General features: G+C 64.2%; 19 protein-coding genes. 11 read left to right on the forward strand and 8 right to left on the reverse strand.

All coding sequences use genetic code 11. The features are described from left to right. Positions 1 to 27 precede the first annotated feature (27 nt). The 4 genes from GMST_RS02960 to GMST_RS02975 are packed head-to-tail and all read right to left on the reverse strand — an operon-like array spanning position 28 to position 4,051. Positions 28 to 546, reverse strand: coding sequence for a response regulator (locus GMST_RS02960; RefSeq protein WP_183353112.1), 519 nt, complete (start codon positions 544 to 546; stop codon positions 28 to 30). A 23-nt stretch (positions 547 to 569) separates the two neighbouring features. Then, the gene (locus GMST_RS02965; RefSeq protein WP_183353113.1) at positions 570 to 2,939 is read right to left on the reverse strand and encodes a CHASE2 domain-containing protein; all 2,370 of its coding nucleotides are present in this window, start codon (positions 2,937 to 2,939) and stop codon (positions 570 to 572) included. An 11-nt stretch (positions 2,940 to 2,950) separates the two neighbouring features. Continuing rightward, the gene (locus GMST_RS02970; RefSeq protein WP_183353114.1) at positions 2,951 to 3,553 is read right to left on the reverse strand and encodes an OmpA family protein; all 603 of its coding nucleotides are present in this window, start codon (positions 3,551 to 3,553) and stop codon (positions 2,951 to 2,953) included. 54 nt (positions 3,554 to 3,607) lie between these two features. Beyond that, complete coding sequence (locus GMST_RS02975; protein ID WP_183353115.1) at positions 3,608 to 4,051, reverse strand: FecR family protein; 444 nt, start codon at positions 4,049 to 4,051, stop codon at positions 3,608 to 3,610. 382 nt (positions 4,052 to 4,433) lie between these two features. Between GMST_RS02975 and GMST_RS02980 the strand changes: the two genes are divergently transcribed. From GMST_RS02980 to GMST_RS03030, 11 genes are all read left to right on the forward strand, one after another. Then, on the forward strand, positions 4,434 to 5,594 hold the full coding sequence (locus GMST_RS02980; protein ID WP_183353116.1) for a class I SAM-dependent methyltransferase: 1,161 nt from the start codon (positions 4,434 to 4,436) through the stop codon (positions 5,592 to 5,594). Next, positions 5,591 to 6,226, forward strand: coding sequence for an HAD family hydrolase (locus GMST_RS02985; protein WP_183353117.1), 636 nt, complete (start codon positions 5,591 to 5,593; stop codon positions 6,224 to 6,226). Before GMST_RS02980 ends, GMST_RS02985 begins: the two co-directional genes overlap by 4 nt. Before the next feature lie 390 nt (positions 6,227 to 6,616). Further along, the gene (locus GMST_RS02990; protein ID WP_183353118.1) at positions 6,617 to 8,014 is read left to right on the forward strand and encodes an aspartate ammonia-lyase; all 1,398 of its coding nucleotides are present in this window, start codon (positions 6,617 to 6,619) and stop codon (positions 8,012 to 8,014) included. 132 nt (positions 8,015 to 8,146) lie between these two features. After that, positions 8,147 to 8,368 (forward strand): NifU family protein, encoded by a 222-nt coding sequence (locus tag GMST_RS02995; RefSeq protein ID WP_183353119.1) that lies wholly within the window; start codon positions 8,147 to 8,149, stop codon positions 8,366 to 8,368. Between the two features lie 132 nt (positions 8,369 to 8,500). Next, positions 8,501 to 9,688 carry a phospholipase D-like domain-containing protein gene (locus GMST_RS03000; protein ID WP_183353120.1) on the forward strand — a complete coding sequence of 396 codons (1,188 nt, stop codon included), beginning with the start codon at positions 8,501 to 8,503 and terminating at the stop codon, positions 9,686 to 9,688. 199 nt (positions 9,689 to 9,887) lie between these two features. Further along, positions 9,888 to 12,221 carry an endonuclease MutS2 gene (locus GMST_RS03005; RefSeq protein WP_183353121.1) on the forward strand — a complete coding sequence of 778 codons (2,334 nt, stop codon included), beginning with the start codon at positions 9,888 to 9,890 and terminating at the stop codon, positions 12,219 to 12,221. A 182-nt stretch (positions 12,222 to 12,403) separates the two neighbouring features. Then, positions 12,404 to 13,324 carry a dihydrofolate reductase gene (locus GMST_RS03010; RefSeq protein WP_183353122.1) on the forward strand — a complete coding sequence of 307 codons (921 nt, stop codon included), beginning with the start codon at positions 12,404 to 12,406 and terminating at the stop codon, positions 13,322 to 13,324. 48 nt (positions 13,325 to 13,372) lie between these two features. Next, positions 13,373 to 14,011 carry a DNA repair protein RecO gene (gene recO, locus GMST_RS03015; protein WP_183353123.1) on the forward strand — a complete coding sequence of 213 codons (639 nt, stop codon included), beginning with the start codon at positions 13,373 to 13,375 and terminating at the stop codon, positions 14,009 to 14,011. A gap of 76 nt (positions 14,012 to 14,087) precedes the next feature. Next, the gene (gene dnaB / locus GMST_RS03020; protein ID WP_183353124.1) at positions 14,088 to 15,434 is read left to right on the forward strand and encodes a replicative DNA helicase; all 1,347 of its coding nucleotides are present in this window, start codon (positions 14,088 to 14,090) and stop codon (positions 15,432 to 15,434) included. Between the two features lie 69 nt (positions 15,435 to 15,503). Next, positions 15,504 to 16,784, forward strand: a complete 1,281-nt coding sequence (locus tag GMST_RS03025; RefSeq protein ID WP_183353125.1) for an enoyl ACP reductase FabMG family protein — start codon at positions 15,504 to 15,506, stop codon at positions 16,782 to 16,784. 272 nt (positions 16,785 to 17,056) lie between these two features. Further along, positions 17,057 to 17,764: a response regulator gene (locus GMST_RS03030; protein ID WP_183353126.1), complete on the forward strand. Its 708-nt coding sequence runs from the start codon at positions 17,057 to 17,059 to the stop codon at positions 17,762 to 17,764. Here the strand turns inward: GMST_RS03030 and GMST_RS03035 are convergent. The 4 genes from GMST_RS03035 to dusB all read right to left on the reverse strand — a co-directional run bounded on the left by GMST_RS03035 (position 17,757) and on the right by dusB (position 22,085). Then, positions 17,757 to 18,320 carry a hydrolase gene (locus GMST_RS03035; protein ID WP_183353127.1) on the reverse strand — a complete coding sequence of 188 codons (564 nt, stop codon included), beginning with the start codon at positions 18,318 to 18,320 and terminating at the stop codon, positions 17,757 to 17,759. The genes GMST_RS03030 and GMST_RS03035 overlap by 8 nt on opposite strands. Before the next feature lie 150 nt (positions 18,321 to 18,470). After that, on the reverse strand, positions 18,471 to 19,907 hold the full coding sequence (locus GMST_RS03040; RefSeq protein WP_183353128.1) for a sigma-54-dependent transcriptional regulator: 1,437 nt from the start codon (positions 19,905 to 19,907) through the stop codon (positions 18,471 to 18,473). A 131-nt stretch (positions 19,908 to 20,038) separates the two neighbouring features. Beyond that, positions 20,039 to 21,127 (reverse strand): two-component system sensor histidine kinase NtrB, encoded by a 1,089-nt coding sequence (locus GMST_RS03045; RefSeq protein ID WP_183353129.1) that lies wholly within the window; start codon positions 21,125 to 21,127, stop codon positions 20,039 to 20,041. Beyond that, positions 21,120 to 22,085 carry a tRNA dihydrouridine synthase DusB gene (gene dusB, locus GMST_RS03050; RefSeq protein ID WP_183353130.1) on the reverse strand — a complete coding sequence of 322 codons (966 nt, stop codon included), beginning with the start codon at positions 22,083 to 22,085 and terminating at the stop codon, positions 21,120 to 21,122. Before dusB ends, GMST_RS03045 begins: the two co-directional genes overlap by 8 nt. Positions 22,086 to 22,132: the final 47 nt, after the last annotated feature.

Here is a 22,132-nt window from a genome sequence, read left to right on the forward strand (position 1 = left end):
GTGGCTCCCTGGCAAAACCGGTTTTCCCTACTTCCGGTCCAGCTCCCGGCGCACCGCTACGCCGATCTGCTCGAGGGTGTAGGGCTTCCCCACGTACGCCCCGCCACCGAGCTCCAGCAGGTCCTTCACCCTCTGCGACTCCGAAAAACCGCTGGCGATGATCGCCTTTTGCCCCGGCGCCACCTCGAGGATCCGAATATAGGTCTGCAAGCCGTCCATCCCGCCGGGCATGATCATGTCCAGGATGACCAGGTCGGCTCCCGCCTGCTTCAGGTACTCGACGGCTGCCTCGCCGCTGGTCACCGTACTGACCCGGTACCCCAGCTTGCCGAGCATGTTCGCGGCAATCTGGCTCTGCTCGGGGGCATCGTCCACCACCAGTATCCGCTCGCTTCCCAGGTAGCTCTCCAGCGCCACCGGCCCGGTCGGTTCCACACTCTCCCCGCAGGCCGGCAGGTAGACCTCGATCAGGGTCCCCTCCCCTTCACGGCTTTTCAGATCTATATAACCGCCGTGGTCCTTCACGGTCGCCCAGATCACCGTCATGCCGAGTCCGGAACCGCTGCGTTTCAGCGCCTTCTTGCTGAAAAGGGCTCGAAGATGCGATGCAGGTCCCGCTCGGCCACCCCGACCCCTTCGTCGCGCACTGACACGCAGACCCAGTCCCCCGCCGGCACCTCCTCGTACCCCCGGTAGCTGCGCTCGAGGGACCGGTTGCAGGTGCTGACCCGTACCTCACCGCCGGCGGGCATCGCCTCGAAGGCGTTGTTGACCATGTTCATGAGCGCCTTGGCGAGATGCAGCCGCGAGCCGCGCACGCAGGCCAGGTCCTCGGCAAGGTCGCTCTCCAGTGTGATATGCGGATGCTCCCGGAGGCAGGCGGCAAACTCCAGGGTCCCCAGGTACTCGGTGATGAGCAGGTTCAAGCTCACCACTTCCTGCGCCGGGGTGCCGCGCCTTCCCAGGGTGAGCAGGTCCTGGACGATGGCCGCGGCCTTCTGCCCGGAGCGCTGGATCAGGGAGAGCTTGTCGCGCAGGGGACTCTCCGGCGGCAACTCCAGGAGCAGCAGATCGGGGTAGGCAACCAGACCGACCAGGATGTTGTTGAGGTCGTGGGCGATGCCGGCCGCCAGACGGCCGATCGCCTCCATCTTCTGGGCCTGCAGCAGCTTCTCCTCGAGCATCTTCTGCTCGGCGATGTCGCGGATGATCCCCTGGGTCCCCAGGAACTCGTCGGGGCTGGGGACGTCGCCCCGGTAGATCCCTTCCGCCGAGATGCTGAAGGGACCCACCGGCGCCCAGGTTCCCCCGTCGCCGTGCGGCAAGAGCAGGTGCAGTTCCAGGTCACGGGTGGCGCGCGACCCGGTCCGTTTCTCGTTGAGCCGGTGGTTCGCCAGGGGAAGTTCCTCGGGAGGGACCAGGTCCAGGATCGGCTTGCCGAGGAGCGTAGTGGGGTCGGAGGTGTAGCGGGTGATGGCGGGGCTTAGGAAGATGACCCGCCCGGCGGCGTCCAGCCGGAAGATGATGTCCGGCACCGAGTTGATGATCGAGTTCAGGTTCTTCTCGCTCGACTTGAGGAGTATGAGCGTGCTGCTGGCGGCCTGGTGGGCCACCTGTTGTCCCTGGCGGGTCTTGATGAGCGTGAGTACCAGGTAGTTGCCGAATACCTGCAGGGTCGGCAAAAGCGGCGAGAAGAGCGCTGCGCGCTGCTGGAACAGGAGCACCGCCGCAAGCCAGCACCCGGCGATACCTGCCGCACCCGCCGCCGCTCCGCTCACCACCCCCAGGCGGAGCACCGCCCAGGTTGTTGCGGCAGCCGCCAGCACCCCGGCCAGAAGCTCCCAGAGCAGGTAGCTGTCGGGGCGGGTCACCGGCCGACCGGAGAGGAGGTTGTCCAGCACCTGGGCGTGCACCTCCGCGTGGCTGGTGAGGACCCCTGCAGAGGTGTGGTGCTGGGTATCGAGTCCGGCCGCCGAGCAGCCGACGATGACCACTTTCCCCGCAAGCTCGGCACGTGCCGGGCTGCGCTCCAGGAGATCGGCCGCGGAAAGACGCGCTGCTGCGGTTCCGGGTTCCAGGAAACGGACCGGGAGATTTCCCCGCAGATCGATCGGGATGGAGCGCCCCCCCACCAGCAGATCGAGGCGCCCCATGTCGCGCTCCAGCACCTCGATCTGTTCGCTGTGCAGGTACTGCATGAGCAGGGCCAGGCTCAAGGAGGGGTAGAGGTTTCCCCTATAGCCGATGAGCAGCGGCACGCGGCGCAGCACCCCGTCCTCGTCGGCACCGGCATTCAAAAAACCGGAGCGCTTGACGGCGTCCGCGAAGGGGGCCTGGTTGCAGACGACACCCTGGGCGGCGAAGAATTCGGGCTTCACCGCGGCAGGTTCGGAGCGGTCGATCCAGACCACACCGCGGGGGTGGAGCTGACAGCCGGAGTTTGGCTGCGGAGTGTTTTGGAAAAGGAACTGGTAACCCAACACGAACGGCCCCATCCCTAGGGTCGCGGCGAGCGTCCCGTCGGGGTCGGCAGTGGCCGAGGCAGACGAACCGGCCCCCTCCCCGGCCGGTGCCGGCATCCCCGGCAGAGCCCTGGGCGACGCGGCGCGCGGCTCGGGCTCGGCGAGGATCAGGTCCAGCCCGACGGCCGCGGCACCCGAGGAGGCGATTGCCTCCAAAAGCCGAGCCATGCGGTCCCGCGGCCAAGGCCAGCGGCCATAGCGGGCCAGGCTTTGGTCGTCGATGTCCACGATGACCACGGCTCCGGTTGAGGGGCGCGGCTTGGAGAGGTTCAGAACGAGATCGGTGGCGCGGTTGTTGGTGGCCGCAATCAGCCGGGGTTGAAGCAGGTAGGCGATCCCCAGGAGCAGGGTGAGGGCTCCCGCCACGAAAAGCAGGGTCCGGGTGGTGCGCGGTTGTGGGTCGGTGGGGAGCGGCATGGCCTTCTCGCTTAGCGGACGTCGACCTCGACCCTGCGGTTTCTCGGCTCGTAGACGTTGTCGGAGGTGGGGATCAGCGGGTTTTCCTTGCCGTGCGAGGTGACCCGGATGTTGTGTGCGGGGATGCCGCGTTCGACCAAGAGGTCCCGTACCGCCTGGGCGCGCCGCCGGGAGAGCTCGTTGTTATACTGGGCGCTCCCCAAGGTGTCGGTGTGCCCGATGACCGAGATGTCCTCCGCCTGGCGCTCGCCGACGGCCTTGACGACGTCGTTAAGAAGCTTGCTGGAGGCGGCGCTCAGCGTGGTGTCCTTGTCGAAATAGAGCAGAAAGTGAACCGGCTGCTTGGGTTGGATGGACAGGGCGTCCGCAAAGCGCTTTTCCACCGCCTCGCGGGTGAGTTGCACCGGCGCCTCGGGCCGCTTGGTCGAATCACTCACCGTGGTCGACTGGTACGCCGATGCGATGGCTACGCTCCCCGCCTCGTTGCCGACGTCGATCGCCCCGACCTTGCCGTCCGGGTCCGGCGCCAGGGTCACCAGCGTCTTATTGCCGGCGCACGCGGTGAAAAGGGCAACGATCAGGACCAGGAATGCGGCTCGCAGCACGTGCACCATTACTCCCCCTAAGCTAAGTCTTCAACACTCGACCACTCGACGATTCACCGGCCCTCAGCTTCCCTCCACCTCGATGAGGACATGGGTGCCGCGTACCCCTACCGTCGCGCCGGGGGTCTCGATGCGCACCTGGTGAGGCGCCAGTTTGGCGATCTGTCCCGAGAGGAAGGAGATCGTGCCGCGGTAGATGCGGGCCACCAGGGAGAGCTTCTTCTCGGCGGGGTGAAAGGCAAAACCGGTGAGGGCCACCCGGCTGTTGGGCCCCAGGGATATGACGGTATCGTCGTCGAGAATGAGCCCTGCTTTCCCACCGGGGCCGGTCTGTACCTGGTCCCCCTCCTGGAGACGGAAGTTGGGGACCACCTTCAGGGAGTTTTCCCCCCTGATGACGCTGACCTCGCCGGAGAGGGTTTTCACGATGCCGGCATGATCCGCAGCCCAGCAGGCGGAAGCGGTCAGCAAGCAGGTGCTTGCCAGTAAGAGTGTGGGAGTCCTCATCGTTTAACCTCATCCGTACGGGGTGTTCTGAATGATCGAGGCGGAGTCAGTATCGGGTAGTTTGCTCCTTTAGTCAAGAGTTGGAAAGTTACAATTCATGATACAGCATCAACAGAGTTACCATCGAAGCTCTGACAGAAGCCGGCGAACTGTACTGTTTTTGCTCGCGGCAAAGATGAGGTCCGCGCTACGATAGAGTGTAGTGCCACGGGAATAAAGCCTGCACCGCTGTAAGGTTGTTACCGCCATGACCGCCATCGAGCGCCGACCGATGGTGCCAACCTGCGCCTCGCACCCTTTCGGCGCTCAGTAAAACCGCCTACGGGAGGCGCGTTGACAAAAAATTCCCCATACCTTATATGTAGACACTTTGGAGGGGTTCATGGGAGAAAACGTGGAAAAGACCGAATTCGCCGGGATTCTGGCACAGCGCATCGCCACCGGGGGGGATCTCACCTTCGCCTCGTTCATGGAGGCGGCGCTCTACGAGCCGGGGCTCGGTTACTACACCTCGGCGGGGCGCAAAGTCGGCGCCGAAGGTGATTTCTATACCAGCATGAACGTGCACAGCACCTTCGGCCGGCTGATCGCCAAGGAGATCTCCCGGTTCTGGGAGCTTCTGGAGCGTCCCGCGAGCTTCACCATCGCCGAGGCGGGGGCTGGCGGCGGACAGCTCGCCCTGGACATCCTGGACGCCCTGGCCGAGTTGAACCAGCCGCTCTACCAGGGGGTGTGCTACCGGCTCATCGAGAAGGAGCCGAGCCTCAAACAGGCCCAGGCAGGTTTCCTGGCCCGCCACGGCGAACACCTCGCCTGGAGCACGCCCGAGGAGCTCGCCTCCGGAAAACTCTCCTTCACCGGTTGCATCATCTCCAACGAGCTCTTCGACGCCATGCCGGTGCACATCGTCGAGATGACGGCCGAGGGGCTGAAGGAGCTCTACGTCGGCGTGCGGGACGGCGAGCTCGTCGAGAAGTTCGGGCCGCTTTCCGACCCGCGACTGGGCGAATACTTCGGGAAATTCCAGGTCACCTTGATTCCCGGCCAGCGCGCCGAGGTGAACCTGTTCGCCGCGGAGTGGATCGCCTCGGCGGCCGCCACCCTTACCCGCGGCTTCGTGCTCACCGTCGACTACGGCTACCTCGCCGAGGAGCTCTACGCACCGCAGCGCAAGGACGGGACGCTTATGTGCTACCACCAGCACCAGACCGGCGAGGACCCCCTCGAGCTGGTGGGGCAGCAGGACATCACCACCCACATCAACTTCAGCGACTTGATGGCGGCCGGTGCTCAAGCCGGGCTGACCAACGCCTGGTACGGCGAGCAGTACCGCTTCCTGCTGGGAACGGGCCTCGTGGAGGAGCTGATGCGGCTCGAAGCGGCGGCGACCAGCGAGCAGGAGCGGCTGGCTCACCGGCTCAACCTGAAGAAACTGATGCTTCCCGAGGGGGGAATGGGGGACACCTTCAAGGTGCTGATCCAGGCCAAGGGGGTGGAAAACCCGCAGCTGCTCTGCATGAGGAACTGGGGCATGGGACTGTGAAAACGCTCGACTTCGACATAAGGGGGGTCCGGGCGGTCGTGTTCGACCTGGACGGCACGCTCTACGTGGACGACCGGCTGGGCGAGGAGGTGCATCAAAGCGCCTGCCGCTACGTCGCGGAAATCAAGGGGATCTCGCCGCGCCAGGCCCAGGACGCGCTCCTCGAGGCGCGCTCCTGCTCGAGCGACAGCGGCGGCACCTTAAGCCGCGCGGTGGAGGCCCTCGGCGGCACGCTCCAGGAACTGCACCACCGCTTCAGCGAGGACATCCATCCTGAGGAGCTGCTCGCACCCGACCCGCGGGTACAGCGGCTTTTAGAGCGCCTGGGCGAACGCTACGAGTTGCACGTCTATACCAACAACAACCGCTCCCTATCCACCCGGATCATGGCCCAGTTGGGGATCGGCGGCTACTTCAAGAAGATCTTCACCATCGAAGACTCCTGGCGTCCCAAGCCGGACCGCGAGGTGTTGACCGGCATCCTGGAAACCATCGGCCGCAGACCCCAAGAGACGCTCTTTGTGGGGGACCGCTACCGAGTCGACCTGGAGCTCCCGCAATCCCTGGGGTGCGCCATCCTGGAAACCCGCACCGTCGAGGAACTGCTCACCCTGGGTCAGCTGCTCGACTGAACGCCCCCCTTCCTACCCCCCTCTGTTCCTCATGCCCCCCATATAGTCCCGCCCTTTGCGGGAGGCTCATCCGGCAATTTCGGGGCAGCTTTGACCAGGTCTCTACTAAGCACGACGCGCGGCCCCACGTCCCCCCTTCGCAAAGGGGGGAACCTGAGTCACTTGCAGTGTAAGAGATCACCTTTGATACTGGCGCTGTCCATCTCCCCTTTTTCTGCTTCTTCAGTCATTATGAGACCTTCCGACTCCTCTCACACATTAATGGCGGACTTTTTGTGGTATTATTATTAACGGCCGCCAGCGCGACAGCGAAACAGCAGGTCTACACGCCTGGCCGCACCCAGAAAAGCACAGGGGGAAGAAACTATTCCCTGAAAAGGAGCCGACATCATGGCAGTGCGTATCGAGAAAGACACCATGGGGAACGTAGAGGTCCCGCAGGAAGCCTACTACGGCGCCCAGACCCAGCGGGCGGTCGACAACTTCCCCATCTCGGGATTAAAGCCCCACCCGGCGCTGGTTAGGGCCACGGTGCAGATCAAGAAATGTGCGGCCCAGGCCAACATGGCGACGGGGCGGCTCAACAGCGAGTTGGGTAATGCCATCGTGAGCGCGGCCGACGAGGCGCTCAAGGGGGACTTCACGGACCAGTTCGTGGTGGATCCCTTCCAGGCCGGCGCCGGAACCTCGCACAACATGAACGTGAACGAGGTGCTGGCCAACCGGGCCAACGAACTTCTGGGGGGCGAGCTGGGGAATTACGCCAAGGTGAACCCCAACGACCACGTCAACATGGCCCAGTCCACCAACGACGTCTTCCCCACCGCCATGCGCCTGGCCGCGCTCGAGCTCGCCGACCAACTGGCCCGGGAACTCCAGGAGCTGGTGGTGGTCCTCAGGCGCAAGGGGACCGAGTTCGACGGCGTCCTCAAGTCCGGGCGCACCCACCTGCAGGACGCGGTCCCCATCCGGCTCGGGCAGGAGTTCGCAGCCTACGCCCAGGCGATCGAGAACAACCTGACCGGCCTCACCCGCAGCTTTCCGGGGCTGCGCGAACTGGGGATCGGCGGGACCGCGGTCGGCACCGGCCTCAACGCCGAGGAGGCCTACATCGACCTCATCGTCGAGAAGCTCTCCCGGGTGACCGGGCAGGAGCTCTCGCGCGGCCGCGACCTGGTGGAGCGGATGCAGAACATGGAGCCGCTTTTGGCCCTTTGCAGCAGCCTGAAGGGGATTGCGGTCAACCTGATCCGGATCGCCAACGACCTGAGGCTCCTCTCCTCGGGGCCGCGCACGGGCCTGGGCGAGATCACCCTCCCCGCCATGCAGCCGGGCTCCTCGATCATGCCGGGGAAGGTGAACCCGGTGATGGCGGAGGTCACCAACATGGTCTGCTTCCACGTGGTGGGGGCCGAGACCGCGGTCACCATGGCGGTGCAAGCGGGGCAGCTGGAGTTGAACGTCATGATGCCGGTGATCGCCTTCAACACCCTCTTCAGCCTGGAGATCCTGAAGAACTGCCTGCACCAGTTCACCGCGCTCTGCGTGGCGGGGATCGGCGTCAACGAGGAGCGCTGCCGCAGCTACCTGGACCAGTCGGTAGGACTTGCCACGGTGCTCGCCCCGAGCATCGGCTACGCCGCGGCGGCCGAGGTCGCCAAGGAGTCGGCCAAGAGCGGCAAGAGCATCCGCCAGGTGATCCTGGAGCGCGGCATCCTCTCCGAGAAGGCGCTCGACGAGGTGCTCGCCCCCTTCCCGCTCACCACCCCCGGCGTGCACGGCGAGTAAGGGCGGGGTCCAAGGGCAAGTTATGCTTTGCAAACCCGGGGAAAGTTGCTAAGGTTATTTCCGTTCACTTTCCATCAGTCGCGATGCTAAGATGGAAACTGCACAGACACCGAATACATCCTGGAGGATCCCATGGTAGAAGAGGTAAAGACGGTATTGGATCAGATTCGGCCCGCGCTGCAGGCTGACGGCGGCGATGTCGAACTGGTAGAAGTTGGCGATGACGGTGTGGTGAAGGTACGCCTGGTTGGTGCCTGCGGCCACTGCCCGATGTCCACCATGACCTTGAAGATGGGTATCGAGAGAACCCTCAAAGACAAGATCCCGGGTGTCAAGGAAGTAGTCTCCGTCTAAGACCCGCCCCACCCGACGTGTAACGCTCTCTGTGAAGCGCGGAAGTAATGCCTATTGACGACGTTATTTCCGCGCTTCTTTGCTTTGCCAAGGCCCCCTGATCCAGCCCCCGCGCCAAGTAACGAGCAGACCATGACCAGCGCTCGCCACAAACGAAAAAAGCTGCTGTTTCGGACGACGAAGTTTTTCGACTTCTTCCGCCGCAACACCGCCGCAGCCTCGTTCCAGGGCAACCAGGCCACGCTGTACCGCTACGGCTCACAGTTCTTTCCGGCACTTCTGGAAAGTATCCGCGAGGCGCGCTCCAGCATCTGCATGGAGTTTTACACGGTCCTGGACGACGAGACCGGGCGCACGGTGGCCGACGCCCTCATCGATGCGGCCCGGCGCGGGGTCAGGGTCTACTTCCTCTACGACTACATCGGCTGTTTCGAGACCCCCACGGCCTTCTTCAAGCGGATGGCCAAGGAAGGGGTGCACTGCTGCGCCTTCAACCCGCCCCCCTTTGCCCGGGGGATCGCCTGGTTCGACAAGCGCGACCACCGCAAGGTGGCGATCATCGACGGCAGCTGCGCCTTCACCGGCGGGATCAACATCGCCAACGTCTATTCGGGGTACGGCAGCGGCCCCACCAGCTGGCGCGACGTGGGGATCCGCATCGACGGCCCGGCGGTGCAGGAGCTGGTGCGGCTATTCTGCCAGTTCTGGCGCGAGGAGCACGGCGAGGCCCCGGCGGTCTGCCACGAGGAGACCCTCTACAGCGCCGAGGGGGACGCCAAGGTGATGATCATCAACGGCGGCCCGCACCACGAGCGCTCCTTCATCCGCAGCGCCTTCCGGGTGGCCATCGCCGGCGCCTCCGAGTCGGTCACCATCGCGAGCCCCTACTTCATACCGGGGCCGCGGGTGATCCGCTCGCTGCTGCGTGCGGCCGGGCGCGGTGCGCGGGTGAGGCTCCTGCTACCGCACAAAAGCGACGTCCCGCTGGTGCGCCTGGTGAGCCGGACCTGCTACGCCCAGCTCATGCGCAACGGGATCGAGATCTACGAGCTGGACAGCGCCGTCTTGCACGCCAAGGTGCTCCTCATCGACGGCAACTGGGTCATGGTCGGCTCGGCCAACCTGGACCAGCGCAGCTTCCACAGGAACTACGAGCTGAACGTGGTGGTGGACAGCCCGGAGTTCGGGATCCAGGTGGCCGAGATGCTCGAGTCCGACCTCTTGGGGGCGCGCCGCATCGTCCTGGACGAGCACGAACGGCGCGGCTGGTCGATCCGCTTCCTGGAGCGGCTCTTCAGCCCGGTGAGCTGGTTCCTCTGAAAACCAGGTTGAGGTTTTCGTTCGCCACGCTCACAGGTTGAGGTTGAGACACGGCAGGTCCTAAGATCGGTTCTATGTTCTACGTTCTACGTTCTACGTTACCCTACACACCGCAGTGCCCTGTGATGCTCACTGTGATGCACCTATTCACCCGCAAGAGCGGCGTCAACCGTAACGCCTCTTGCAGTTTGGAGAAGTAATGATCAGCAAGGAAACCCTGAAGCGCCTCGAGTTTGACCGTATCCTGGAAACCGCCGCCCAATTCGCCCACTGCGAGGCCTCCCACACCGGCGTCCTCAACATCGCCCCGCTTGCCGAGAAGTCCCAGATGGAACTGCGCCTGGGACTGATCGAGGAGATCCGTACCCTCACCCGGCTGGGCATCTCGCTCAAGATCGCCTCCTTCGAAGACATACGCGGCCTGATCCGCGCGGTCCGCCCACGCGGGTCGGTGCTCGCCCCCATCGAGCTGCAGCGCTTCATCCCCACGCTGCGCGTCATGGCTGCGGTCTCGGCGCAGCTTAAGTTCCGCACCGACATCCCGCTCCTGCTTGCCGAGGCCGGCCACATCACCGGCTTCGCCGACCTCCTGGATCCCCTGGAACACACGGTCAACGCGGAAGGCGAGATCCTCGACACCGCCTCGCGCCTCTTGGCCGACCTGCGCGGCCGCAAGAAGGGGCTCACCGCCCGCATCAAGAAGCGGCTCGAGGAGATCGTGCGCGAGCGGCACACCGCCATCTTCCTGCAGGACGACTTCATCACCCAGAGGTCGGGACGCTGGGTGATCCCGGTGCGCATGGACTCGAAAGGGATGGTCCCGGGGGTGGTTCACGACGTATCCAACACCGGCGAGACCGCCTTCATGGAGCCGCTGGAGATCATCGGCCTGGCGAACGAACTGGAAAACCTGGTAGCCGACGAGCGCGCCGAGGAGATCCGGGTGATCCGCCAGATCTGCGACTGGATACGCGAGGACGCCGATCTCCTCTCGGACCAGTTCGAAGCCCTGGTGCGCCTGGACATCCTGAACTGCATCGCCCTTTTCAGCGACAAGCTTCGCTGCGAGACCCCGGTGCTCTCCGAGAGCCAGCAGCTCTCCCTCAAGGGGGCGCGCCACCCGATCCTCACCCTGATGGGGAAAGAGGTGGTGCCGCTCGACCTGGAACTCTCCGAGGAGAGCCGGGTCATGGTGGTGACCGGCCCCAACACCGGCGGCAAGACCATCGCCATCAAGAACGCGGGACTCTTGAGCGTGATGGCGCTCTGTGGCATGCCGGTGCCGGCCCTGCCCGGGACGGTGCTCCCCCTGGTCGACAACATCCTGGTGGACATCGGCGACGAGCAGTCCATCGCCGAGAGCCTCTCCACCTTCTCGGCCCACATCTCCCAGATCTCCTCGATCATGGCCCTGGCCGGGCGCGGCACCCTGGTGCTTCTGGACGAGCTGGGGACCGGGACCGAACCGGGACAGGGTGCGGCGATCGCCTGCGCCGTGCTCCAGCAACTGAAGATCCAGGGGGCGCTCGTGGTGGCCACCACCCACCTCACCGAGATCATCGGCTTCGTGCAGCGCGAACAGGGGATGCTGAACGCCGCCATGGCGTTTGACCGCGAACGCCTGGCGCCGCTCTACCGCCTGGTGGTCGGCGAGCCCGGCGAGTCGCACGCCCTCGAGATCGCCCGGCGTTACGGGCTTCCCGAGCACGTGGTGAACTTCGCCCGCGGCATGATCGGGACCATGGAGGCGGACTTCCATGCCCTCTTGCGCGACCTGAAGGAGAAGCGCGCACAGCTGGAGCGGAAACTGGACGATCTCGCCGAGCGCGAGTCGCGCATCGAGCGCGGCGAGCGGGAGCTTTCCGCGCGCAAAAGCGAGGCGGAGCAGCTGGTAAAGGGGGCGCGGGAGAAGGGGTACCTCGAGGCGCAGGAGGTGATCCGCAAGGCGCGGCGCGAGGTGAACGCGATCATAGAGCAGGCGCGCCAGGACAAGGCCCGCGAGGCGCGTGCCCAACTCGACCAGGCAGAGGAGCAGGTGGAAAAGGTGCTCGCCGAGCTGAACCCGGTGGAGGAACTTCCCCCGGGCCAGGTGGAGGTGGGGAAGAGCTACTTCGTGAAGCCGCTCAACACCGACGGTCTGGTCGTCTCGCTGGACGCCAAGGCCGGGCGCGCCCGGGTGCGCGCCGGGAGCATGGAGCTCGAGGTGGCGCTGACCGCCCTGGCCAAGAAGACCGGCAAGGAGGCCAAGGTCCAGCAGAAGCGGCACCAGCAGCAGGAAGAGCGCCCCGAACCCGCGAACTCCATCAACCTTTTGGGGATGCGGGTCGAGGAGGCGCTCGATGCGGTGGAGCGCTACCTGAACCACGCCTCGCTCTCCCACACCCCCGAGCTGCACATCGTGCACGGCAAGGGGACCGGCGCCCTGATGCGGGGGGTGCGCAGCTACCTAAACGGCCACCCGCTGGTGGTCTCCTTCAGGCCCGGCGAGCGCTTCGAGGGGGGAGAAGGGGTCACGGTGGTGACGCTGAGATAAGGCAATGGGCGGGTTTAGCTGCCGTCATAGTTTTCCTCAATGAACGGCTCAGCAGGCCGATAAGTGAATTGACCATTGACAATTGCTAAAATTCGTTGTCAATTGTCATTGGCCGATTGTCATTGGTGTTTCGTTGTCAATTGCCCGTTGCCAATTGTAAATTGCTTCTCATCGAGGTCCCCATGATCATCTCCCTTATTGCTGCAATGTCGGACAACAGGGTAATCGGCTACCAAGGCAAGCTCCCCTGGCACATCCCCTCCGACCTGACCCGATTCAAGGAGATCACCATGGGGCACACCGTCGCCATGGGGACCCGGACCTTTCACAGCATCGGGCACCCGCTGCCGGGCCGGCGCAACATCGTCGTCTCGCGCTCGGGCGCCAAGTTCAACGGCTGCGAAGTGGCCCGGTCGCTCAAGGAAGCGGTGGCCATGGTGACCGGCGACGAGGAGCTCTTCATCTGCGGAGGCGCCGAGCTGTACCGCGAGGCGCTGCTCATCAGCCAACGCATCTACCTCACCGTGATCCACGCCGGCTACCCCGGCGACGTCTACTTCCCCGAGATCCCCGAAAGCTTCGTCGAGGTGCACCGCGAGGAGCGCCCCAACGCGAACCCGCCGCTCAGCTTCCTGGTCTACGAGAAGGCGGACCAGGACCGCGGCGGCCACGACCCGGAGGACCTGCGCCGCAAGGGGTTTGACGCCCTGGGACGCAAGCTCTACTTCCTGGCGCGCAGCTGCTTCGAAGAGGCCTACAGCCACCAGGAGTCCCCGGAGGTCGCCTCGCACCTCGCCTACTGCCTCGCCAAAAGCGGCGGCGATACCAAGCGGGCGCTGCACCTGGCGGAGAAGGCACTGGGGAGCGAGCCGCACAACCTCACCTTCCTGCTCAACCTGGGGCGGGTGCAGATCCTGGCCGGCACCAAGGAGCGCGGCCTCACCACGCTGCGTCGCGGCATCCAGCTGGGCGGCGCGGAGGACTTCCAGGCCGAGCTCGCCAAGTGGGGAAACCGCACGCCGCCTCCGATCCCCTCGCTCCCCAGGAGCCACCCCCTCAACAAGTACCTCGGCATGCTGCGCTACAAGCTGCGCCGCCACTGACGTCACGGTAGTTGACGGGGCCCCTCAAGCGGTGCTACCTTCGGTCCGATGAAGAAATCCCAGACCGAAGCCATCGTGCTGCGGCTCATCGATTACGGTGAGGCCGACCGCATCGCCACGCTGTTCACCCTGGAACAGGGGCGCATCTCCGGAATCGCCCGCGGCGCCAAGAAGAGCCGCAAGCGCTTCGGCGGCGCCCTGGAGTCGTTCGCCCACCTGAAGCTGCAGATCCAGCAGGGAAGCGGCATGGCAACCCTGTTATCGGCAGACATCGGCAGCATCTTCCCAACGATCAGGACCGAGTTGGAACGGATCGGCTCCGCCGCCTACGCCTGCGAGCTGGTGGAGCGGCTCACCCCGGAGGCCGAGCCGGCTCCCCGGCTGTTCCGCCTGCTCTTTTGCTACCTCGAACACCTGGACCGCGCCTCCCCTTCCCCCTCGGACCGCCGTTTCTTCGCGGTGAATCTCCTGAAGATCCTGGGCTACCAGCCCGAACTCGACGGGACCCGCATCTCCGGGCAGACCGCCGAGCTCCTCTCCCGCGCCATGCAGTCCGGCAGGTTCGGCTCCATCGTCTTCCCCGACGCGTGCCTCAGGGAGGCCGACCTGCTCTTGAACCCCGCCATCGATCTGCACCTGGACCGCCCCCTGAAATCCCTCGCCTTTTTGCAGGCCTGCGGCGGGTAATCAGTTGTTGACCCCGCGGGGTGTTCCGGTTAAAATACCGCCTTTTGCACCACCGCTTTTTCCCGAGGCATTCCCCATGAATCAAGCTGACCTGAGAAAATTGCCACCGCAGAGCGTGGAGGCCGAGATGTCCATCCTCGGCGGCGTCCTGGTTGATAACGAGGCGATCAACCGCGCGCTCGAGATCCTCAGGCCGGACGATTTCTACCGGGAGAGCCACCGCAAGATCATGCAGGCGATGATCGAGCTGAACGAGCGCGGCGAGCCCTGCGACCTGATCACCATGACCACCATCCTGAAGAAGAAGGGGGAACTGGAGGAGGTGGGCGGCGGCGCCTACCTGGCCACCCTGGTGGACTTCGTCCCGATGGCGGCGAACATCGCCTACTACTGCAGGATCGTCAAAGAAAAGAGCATCACCAGAAAGCTCATCAGCGCGGCCACCGACATCGCCACCCAGGGGTACGAAGACAAGGTGAACGTCGAGGAGCTCCTGGACGGCGCCCAGAAGGTCATCTTCGAGATCGCCGAGAACAAGATCCAGCGCGCCTACTTCCCGGTCAGCGAGATCCTCAAGGACACCATCAAGAACATCGAGCTCCTCTACGAGAAGAAGGAGCTGGTGACCGGGGTCCCGACCGGCTACCTCGACCTGGACAAGATGACCGCGGGCTTCCACGCCGGCGACCTGGTGATCATCGCGGGGCGCCCGGCCATGGGCAAGACCACCTTCGCCATCAACGCCGCCGAGTACGCCGCCATCGATTCGGAGAAGCCCTACCCCGCCGCGATCTTCTCGCTCGAGATGCCCAAGGAGCAGCTGGTGGAGCGCCTTTTGTGCTCGCTGGCCCGCGTCGACTTGAGCCGGCTGCGCACCGGTCACCTAAACGAGAACGACTGGCCCAAGCTCACCAAGGCGGCGGGGAGGCTGCACGACTCGAAGATCTTCATCGACGACACCCCGTCGCTCAGCATCATGGAGCTGCGCGCCAAGGCGCGGCGCCTTAAGGCCGAGCACAACATCGGCATCATCGTCATCGACTACCTGCAGCTGATGCGCGGCGGCCCCAACCCGGAATCGCGCCAGCAGGAGATCTCGGACATCTCCCGGTCGCTCAAGGGTCTCGCCAAGGAGCTGAGCATCCCGGTCATCGCGCTCTCCCAGTTAAACCGCGGCCTCGAGCAGCGCACCGACAAGCGCCCGATGATGAGCGACCTGAGGGAGTCCGGCGCAATCGAGCAGGACGCCGACATCATCATGTTCGTCTTCCGCGAGGAGGTCTACGACAAGGAGAACGAGGACCTGAAGGGAAAGGCCGAGGTCATCATCGGCAAGCACAGGGCGGGTCCCACCGGCACCGTGCACCTCACCTTCCGCGGCGAGTACACCCGGTTCGAGAACATGGCGCGCGACGACTTCTAGTCTCATTCTGTTTTTCGAGCCTGAACACCCGGCTCATACCATGCACGTATAAAGAGAGGATAGTTTTATATGACACGCTACCATGCGATGCGCGAAGTACCTGCCGCGGCGGGATTCAAGGAAGGGGACGTGCTGTTTCTCTGCGGCGAGCTGTTCGGCCGCGGTTACGCCAACGGCATCGTCGACGAGGCCCGGGCCAAGGGGATGACCATCATCGGCTCCACCGTGGGCCGGCGCGACACGGACGGGACCCTGCGCCCGCTCAACGCAGAAGAACTGGCAAGCGCCGAGGCGATTTTGGGCGGCACGATCATCAACATCCCGCTGGAAGCCGGTTTCGACATGGAACCGGGCAAGGACGGCGTCACCCCGGTGGACCGCTTAAAGGGGGTGAAACCCGACGAATGGAGCAAGGTGACCCTGGACCAGGACGAGCTAAACTGCGCGAAGGAGCGCGGCACCGAGCGTTTCCGCAGCAACCTGGCCGCCGTCATCGCCCAGCTCGAAACCATGCTCCCGGCTAAGGGGAACCTGGTGATCGTGCACACCATGGCCGGCGGCATCCCGCGCGCCCGCGTCTTCATGCCGATCCTGAACAAGCTCTTCAAGGGCCAGGGCGACCGCTTCCTCTCCTCGGAGGCCTTCTGGAACTCCGACATGGGGCAGTTCTGCAACATGAGCTTCAACGAGGTGACCGCCGACACCTTCTCCTACCTGATCCAGGCGACCGCCGGCCTGCGCGAGCGCTGCCCGGTCCGCTACGCCGCCTACGGCTACCACGGCACCGAGGTGCTGATCAACGGCAGCTACACCTGGCAGTCCTACACCCCGTACCTCCAGGGTTGGGCGAAGATCCGCCTGGAGAACATCGCCACCGCCGCCTGGGAACAGGGGATCAAGGCGACCGTGTACAACTGCCCGGAGATCCAGACCAACTCGAGCGCGCTCTTTCTGGGTGTCGAGAACTCGCTCTACCCGCTGCTCGCCTCCCTGCAGCAGGCGGGCGAAAAGACCGTGGTCGCCGAGTGCCAGGGCCTTTTGAAAGCCGGGGTGACCCTGAACGACCTGCTTTCCTGCGCCAACACCTACCTCTCGTCCGAGCTGGTGACCAGCACCCGCGATTACGACACCTGGCCGCAGCACAACAGCCCGGCGCAGCAGGAGTACATGCTGAACTCCTCGGCCCAGCTGATCGGCATGAACGAAGAAGGCAAAGAGATCATCTGCGCCGTGCTCTCGCGGGGCGTGTTCCGCGGGGTGGGCAAGCTCATGTTCGAGTCGTCCTGGGATCCCCAGGCGCCAGTTTTCTGGCTGAACCACGACGTGATCGCCAAGAGGTTGGCGAGTTAAGGCACCTTGAAGCTGCCCCTCACCCGGGGCAGCTTTTTTTTCGCCCGCCTCGGCAAATTCCCTGCCCCTCTCCCGGGCGGTTTCCTACGCCCCGGAGACCAGGGGCCGGCAGCCGTCCGACAGAGAAAACGGCGCGGGGCAAGAGAGCCGGCGCAAACGCCGCCCTGGCGAGCTCTTGCTACAGATTTATCCACAATAACCGATAGGTAGAGAGCGGCCGGTAACGGCCTTCATGATATGCGGGGTTTCCCTGCGGAAAAAGGAAGGGGCACATGGCCAAGAAGGTTTTGCTGGTCGACGACGTCAGCATGTTCATCGAGCTGCAGAAGGAGTACCTGCAGTTCTCGGCGGTTGACATCCTCACCGCGCGCGACGGCAAGGAGGCGCTCGCCATCTGCCAGGCGGAGCGCCCCGTGCTGGTCTGCATGGACCTGAACATGCCGATCATGAACGGCGCGGAGTGCTGCAGGGCGATCAAGAAGGATCCTCAGCTGCGTGAGACCAACGTGATCATGATCACCTCGGAGGGTAAGGATGCGGACCGCCGCATCTGCTTCGAGGCCGGCTGCGACGACTTCATCACCAAGCCGCTGGACCGCAACGTCTTTTTGGAGACCGCCCGCAAGCTGTTGCCGGCCATCGACCGGCGCGACAAGAGGGTGGCTTGCCACCTGAAGGCGAAGTACCGCGCCGTCGGGGCCACCCTTTCGGGCATCGTGCTGAACCTGAGCCAGCACGGCGCCTACTTGGCCACCAACCACGAGATCGAACACGGCAGCATCCTCGACCTGATCTTCGCCCTTCCCGACCCCTACGGTTCCATCATCCAGTTGCGCGGACGGGCCGCCTGGCTCAACACCAAAACGACCCGTCGCAAAAGCACCATGCCTGAAGGGTTCGGCATCGAATTCCTCGCTCCCGACGAAAACACCCTAAAGGATCTGGCGCGTTACGTGGAGAGCGAACCCGGGATCATCTGACCAGTTTCGAGAGTTTCTTGAACTCGTCAGTTCCCGCCACCTTGAGGAGCTGGAAGAGTACCGCCTCGGTGGAGGTGAGCACCACTCCCGCCTGGCTCATGGTCTTGCGGGCCGTCTTCCAGTTCGCCTTGCGCCGGCTCATCACCGCATCGCAGACCAGGTGCACCACGTACCCCGCGTTCAGGAGCTCCAGAGCCGTCTGCAGCACGCAGACGTGGGTCTCCATCCCGGTCAGGATCACCTGACGCCGCCCCGTTTTTTCCAGGGTCTCCAGGAACCCCTCCCCGCCGCAGCAGCTGAAGGTCATCTTCTCCAGGCTCGGCGTCGTCAGTTTTTCCTTCAGAGCCGGGATCGTCGTACCCAGCCCCTTTACGTACTGTTCGGTGACGATCGCCGGAACGCCCAGTTCCTGGGCCGCGTCGAGCAGGATGCCGATATTGCCGGTGAGCTGTTCCAGCACCGAGGGGTCCATGGCCCGGCAGAGCTTTTCCTGCACGTCGACCACCACGAGCTGTGCGTTGTTGCGATTCAGAAAGAATCTCTCCATCAAGGTCATAGACGCTCCAGAAAAATCAGGTTGGGGTTGAGGTCGAGAATCGGTTCTCCATGACTTCTGTAGAAAAAACGTCTGCGGCACAGGTCTTAGGGGAGCAGCAAGGTGAGTGTGGCGGCAGACGCCTTTTCTCAACCTTACCCTTGACCTGTTTTATTCTTTGCGCAGCTCGATCCCCAGCTCGGTGATCTTCTTGCGCAGGGTGTTGCGGTTGATCCCCAGGATGTCGGCGGCGCGCACCTGGTTGCCGCGGGTCTTCTCCAGGACGAAGCGGATCAGCGGACGCTCGACCTGCTCGAGCACCATGGCATAGACGTCGCCGCTCTCCATGCGCTCCATGTTGCTGAAACTGCCGCGCAACTTGACGTCCACGATCCCCTCGAGGGAGAGCTCCTCCCCCTTGCCGTCTTCTTGCCGGGTGGTGAGCCCCGGGAAGTCGCCTGCCACGAGAAGCGGGTCGGGCGAGAGGATCACGGCGCGCTTGATGGTGTTCTCCAGTTCGCGGATGTTACCGGGCCAGTTGTAGCTGGTGAGCAGGTTCAACGCCTCGTTCGAGCAGCGCTTGAGCGGCACGTCGAGCTCGCCGCAGATCTTGGAGAGGAAGTACTCGACCAAAAGCGGCACGTCCTCGGCACGCTCCCGCAAGGGAACCAGGTGGATCGGGATCACGTTGAGGCGGTAGTAGAGGTCCTCGCGGAACTGCCGCTTGCGCACGCTCTCCTCGAGATCCTGGTTGGTCGCCGCCACGATGCGCACGTCGACCGGGATGCTCTGGTTGCCACCGGTGCGGGTGATCTCGCGCTCCTGCAGGACGCGCAAAATCTTCGCCTGCAGGTCGAACGGCATGTCGCCGATCTCGTCAAGGAAGATGGTCCCGCCGTTGGCCTGTTCGAACTTCCCCAGCTTCCTCTCGGTGGCGCCGGTGAAGGCCCCCTTCTCGAAACCGAACAGTTCGCTCTCCAAAAGCTCGCTCGGGATGGCGGCGCAGTTGAGCGGCACGAAGGGCTTACCCAGCCGCCGGGAGTTGTAGTGGATGGCCCGGGCGATGAGCTCCTTGCCGGTCCCCGACTCCCCCTGCACCAGCACGGTCACGTCGCTCGGGGCCACCTTGCCGATGGTCTTGTAGATCTCGCGCATGGCCGGCGAGTTGCCGATGATGGTCTTCTCGAGCTGGTAGCGGTCCTTCAGCTCTTCCTTCAAAAGCGAGACCTGGCTGGTCATCTCGCGCGCCCGGCTCACCTTCTCGACCAAGGCGTCGATGACCCCCAGATCGAACGGCTTGGTGAGGTAGTCGTAGGCACCGCGCTTCATCGCCTCGACAGCGTTCTTCATGCTCGCCTCGGCGGTCATGATCACCACCAAGAGATCGCTGGAGGCCTCCTTGATGCGGTCCAGGAGGTCGAGGCCGGTCATCCCCGGCATCTTGATGTCGAGGAGCGCCAGGTCGAAGACGTTCTCCTTGATCAGGCGCAGCGCTTCCTCGCCGTCCCGGGCCAGTTCGACGTTGAAGCCTTTCTTGCGCAGCGCCTTGGAAAGGACCCAGCGCATGCTCTCTTCATCGTCGGCCACTAAAATGTTGTTGATGGGCATGAGACACTCCTCGAGTCGGGGTCAGCATCGGGATCGTCGTTGATCCCCGCTCTGGGTCCGGCGACTGCGGTTGATAGGTGCATTGCAGGCAAGCAAAGAGAAATACAATCCGGCCCGGCCGGAAGACGCAGCTAGTGAATCAGGGGAAGCATCACGGTAAAGACGGTACCGCGCGAAGGGTCGGAATCGACCTTGATCATACCCCGGTGCTCGGAGACGATCTTCTGGCAGATAGCGAGGCCAAGTCCCGTCCCCTTGGACTTGGTGGTGAAAAAGGGGGTGAACATGTTCTCCAGCACCTCGGCCGGGATCCCCGGGCCGTTGTCGGCGACGTCGATGGCCACCATGCGGGCGCGGCGCTCCCCCTTCTGGTTCATGCTGTAATCGGACAAGACGCGGCTGGTCACCTTCACCACGCCGTTTTCCCCCACCGCCTCGTGGGCGTTCTTGATCAGGTTCAAAAAGAGCTGGGTCAGGAGCGACTCGTCGGCCAGGATGGGCGGGATGCTCGGGTCGAAGTACTGCTGGATGGAGGCCTTGCGGCCATCCTCGGCGGCCCGCCGCTGCAAAAGGACGATGTCGGAGAGCACCCGGTGCAGGTTCACCTTGGTGAGCTTGAGCCGACCCGGCGAGGCCAGTGCCAGCAGCTCCTCCACGATGAGGTTCACCCGCTGCACCTCCTTGAGCATCACCCGGATGTATTCCCGCAGATCCTCGTTGTCGGGAAACTCCATTTCCAAGAGCTGCGCCGCTCCCTTGATCCCCCCGAGAGGGTTCTTGATCTCGTGGGCAAGCCCCGCGGCCAGGGCCCCCAGCGAAGAGAGCCGGTCCGCCTGGCGCACCGCGTCCTCGAGCTCGCGCACGTTGGTGAGGTCGCGCATGAGGAGGATGGTGCCGATCCGCTCGCCGCTGGAGCTTAAAAGGGGCGAGGTGCTGGCCCCCACCGGGGTGAGCCTGCCGCCGCGCTTGAGGACGATGTTCTCGTGGTCCGAAACCGACATCCCGGTGGCCACGGTCTTCGCCACCATCTCGTTCAAGGCGTTCTCGCCCTTGAAGATATCGCGGAAGGGGCTCCCCAGCGCCTGGCGCCGCGAGACGGCAGCCATCTCCTCGGCCGCCGGGTTCACCAGGGTCACTACACCGTCGTTGTCGAGCACGATGACACCGTCACCGACGCTGTCGACCACGTTTGCGTAGTAAGCCTCCATCCGTTCATCCATGAAAGAAGTTCTCCATCGTTTCGATGAGTTTGGGCAGGGTCTCGATCGCGTTCACCGCCGCGCGGAACTGGGCCGCTCCCGGGACCCCCTTCGAGTACCAGGAAAGGTGCTTGCGCATCTCCAGAAGCGCCACCCGCTCCCCCTCGAGCTCGGTGAAAAGCTCCAGGTGCCGCTTCGCGACGGCGTAGCGCTCCTCGACCGTAGGTTCCCGCACGTCCTCACCTGCCAGAAGCTGCAGGGCCTCGCGGAAGATCCAGGGGTTCCCCATGGCGCCGCGGGCGATCATCACGGCGTCGCAGCCGGTCTCTTCCAGCATGCGGCTGACGTCCTGGGGGGTAAAGAGGTCGCCGCTGCCGATTACCGGGATGCTGAGCGCCTGTTTCAGTTCGGCGATCCGGGACCAGTCCGCCTTGCCGTCGAACATCTGGGAGCGGCTTCTGGGGTGCAGGGTCACCGCGTCGCACCCCTCTTCCTGGGCGATGCGGCCGATCTCCAGGAAGGTGTCGTCCCCCGCGGCCCAGCCGGTGCGGAACTTAACGGTAAAGGGGAGGCTCGTGGCCCGGCGCACCGCCCGGATGATCCCGGCGACCTTCTGGGGATCCTTCATAAGCGCGCTGCCGGCCCCGGTCCCCACCACCTTGCGGACCGGGCACCCCATGTTGATGTCGATCAATTCGCCGTGCTCCTCCACCAGGCGGGCGGCCTCGGCGAGCATCTCTGCTTCGTCGCCGAAAAGCTGCATCCCGATGGGGCGGTCGGCGGGGAGCGTCTTCAACAGCTCGAAACTCTTGCGTCCCTCGCGGGTAAGTCCGTTCACGCTCACCATCTCGGTGAAGGTGAGCGAAGCGCCGCATTCGCGGGCCATGAGCCGCATGGGAAGGTTGGTGATCCCCGCCATCGGGGCGAGAAACACCGGATTTGCCAAGCTAAGGGAGCCGATGGCTACCGATTTCTGCATACAGGTTCTCTTTCTATTCTGCCTAAAAATTGGGCATTCTAGCACAG

It is taken from the genome of Geomonas silvestris (assembly GCF_014193515.1).
Lineage (GTDB): Bacteria > Desulfobacterota > Desulfuromonadia > Geobacterales > Geobacteraceae > Geomonas > Geomonas silvestris.

Coding starts and splice junctions, on each gene's coding strand:
- GMST_RS02960 (WP_183353112.1), bottom strand. CDS start 546: ATGACGGTGATCTGGGCGACCGTGAAGGACCACGGCGGTTATATAGAT.
- GMST_RS02965 (WP_183353113.1), bottom strand. CDS start 2,939: ATGCCGCTCCCCACCGACCCACAACCGCGCACCACCCGGACCCTGCTT.
- GMST_RS02970 (WP_183353114.1), bottom strand. CDS start 3,553: ATGGTGCACGTGCTGCGAGCCGCATTCCTGGTCCTGATCGTTGCCCTT.
- GMST_RS02975 (WP_183353115.1), bottom strand. CDS start 4,051: ATGAGGACTCCCACACTCTTACTGGCAAGCACCTGCTTGCTGACCGCT.
- GMST_RS02980 (WP_183353116.1), top strand. CDS start 4,434: ATGGGAGAAAACGTGGAAAAGACCGAATTCGCCGGGATTCTGGCACAG.
- GMST_RS02990 (WP_183353118.1), top strand. CDS start 6,617: ATGGCAGTGCGTATCGAGAAAGACACCATGGGGAACGTAGAGGTCCCG.
- GMST_RS02995 (WP_183353119.1), top strand. CDS start 8,147: ATGGTAGAAGAGGTAAAGACGGTATTGGATCAGATTCGGCCCGCGCTG.
- GMST_RS03000 (WP_183353120.1), top strand. CDS start 8,501: ATGACCAGCGCTCGCCACAAACGAAAAAAGCTGCTGTTTCGGACGACG.
- GMST_RS03005 (WP_183353121.1), top strand. CDS start 9,888: ATGATCAGCAAGGAAACCCTGAAGCGCCTCGAGTTTGACCGTATCCTG.
- GMST_RS03010 (WP_183353122.1), top strand. CDS start 12,404: ATGATCATCTCCCTTATTGCTGCAATGTCGGACAACAGGGTAATCGGC.
- recO (WP_183353123.1), top strand. CDS start 13,373: ATGAAGAAATCCCAGACCGAAGCCATCGTGCTGCGGCTCATCGATTAC.
- dnaB (WP_183353124.1), top strand. CDS start 14,088: ATGAATCAAGCTGACCTGAGAAAATTGCCACCGCAGAGCGTGGAGGCC.
- GMST_RS03025 (WP_183353125.1), top strand. CDS start 15,504: ATGACACGCTACCATGCGATGCGCGAAGTACCTGCCGCGGCGGGATTC.
- GMST_RS03030 (WP_183353126.1), top strand. CDS start 17,057: ATGGCCAAGAAGGTTTTGCTGGTCGACGACGTCAGCATGTTCATCGAG.
- GMST_RS03035 (WP_183353127.1), bottom strand. CDS start 18,320: ATGACCTTGATGGAGAGATTCTTTCTGAATCGCAACAACGCACAGCTC.
- GMST_RS03040 (WP_183353128.1), bottom strand. CDS start 19,907: ATGCCCATCAACAACATTTTAGTGGCCGACGATGAAGAGAGCATGCGC.
- GMST_RS03045 (WP_183353129.1), bottom strand. CDS start 21,127: ATGGATGAACGGATGGAGGCTTACTACGCAAACGTGGTCGACAGCGTC.
- dusB (WP_183353130.1), bottom strand. CDS start 22,085: ATGCAGAAATCGGTAGCCATCGGCTCCCTTAGCTTGGCAAATCCGGTG.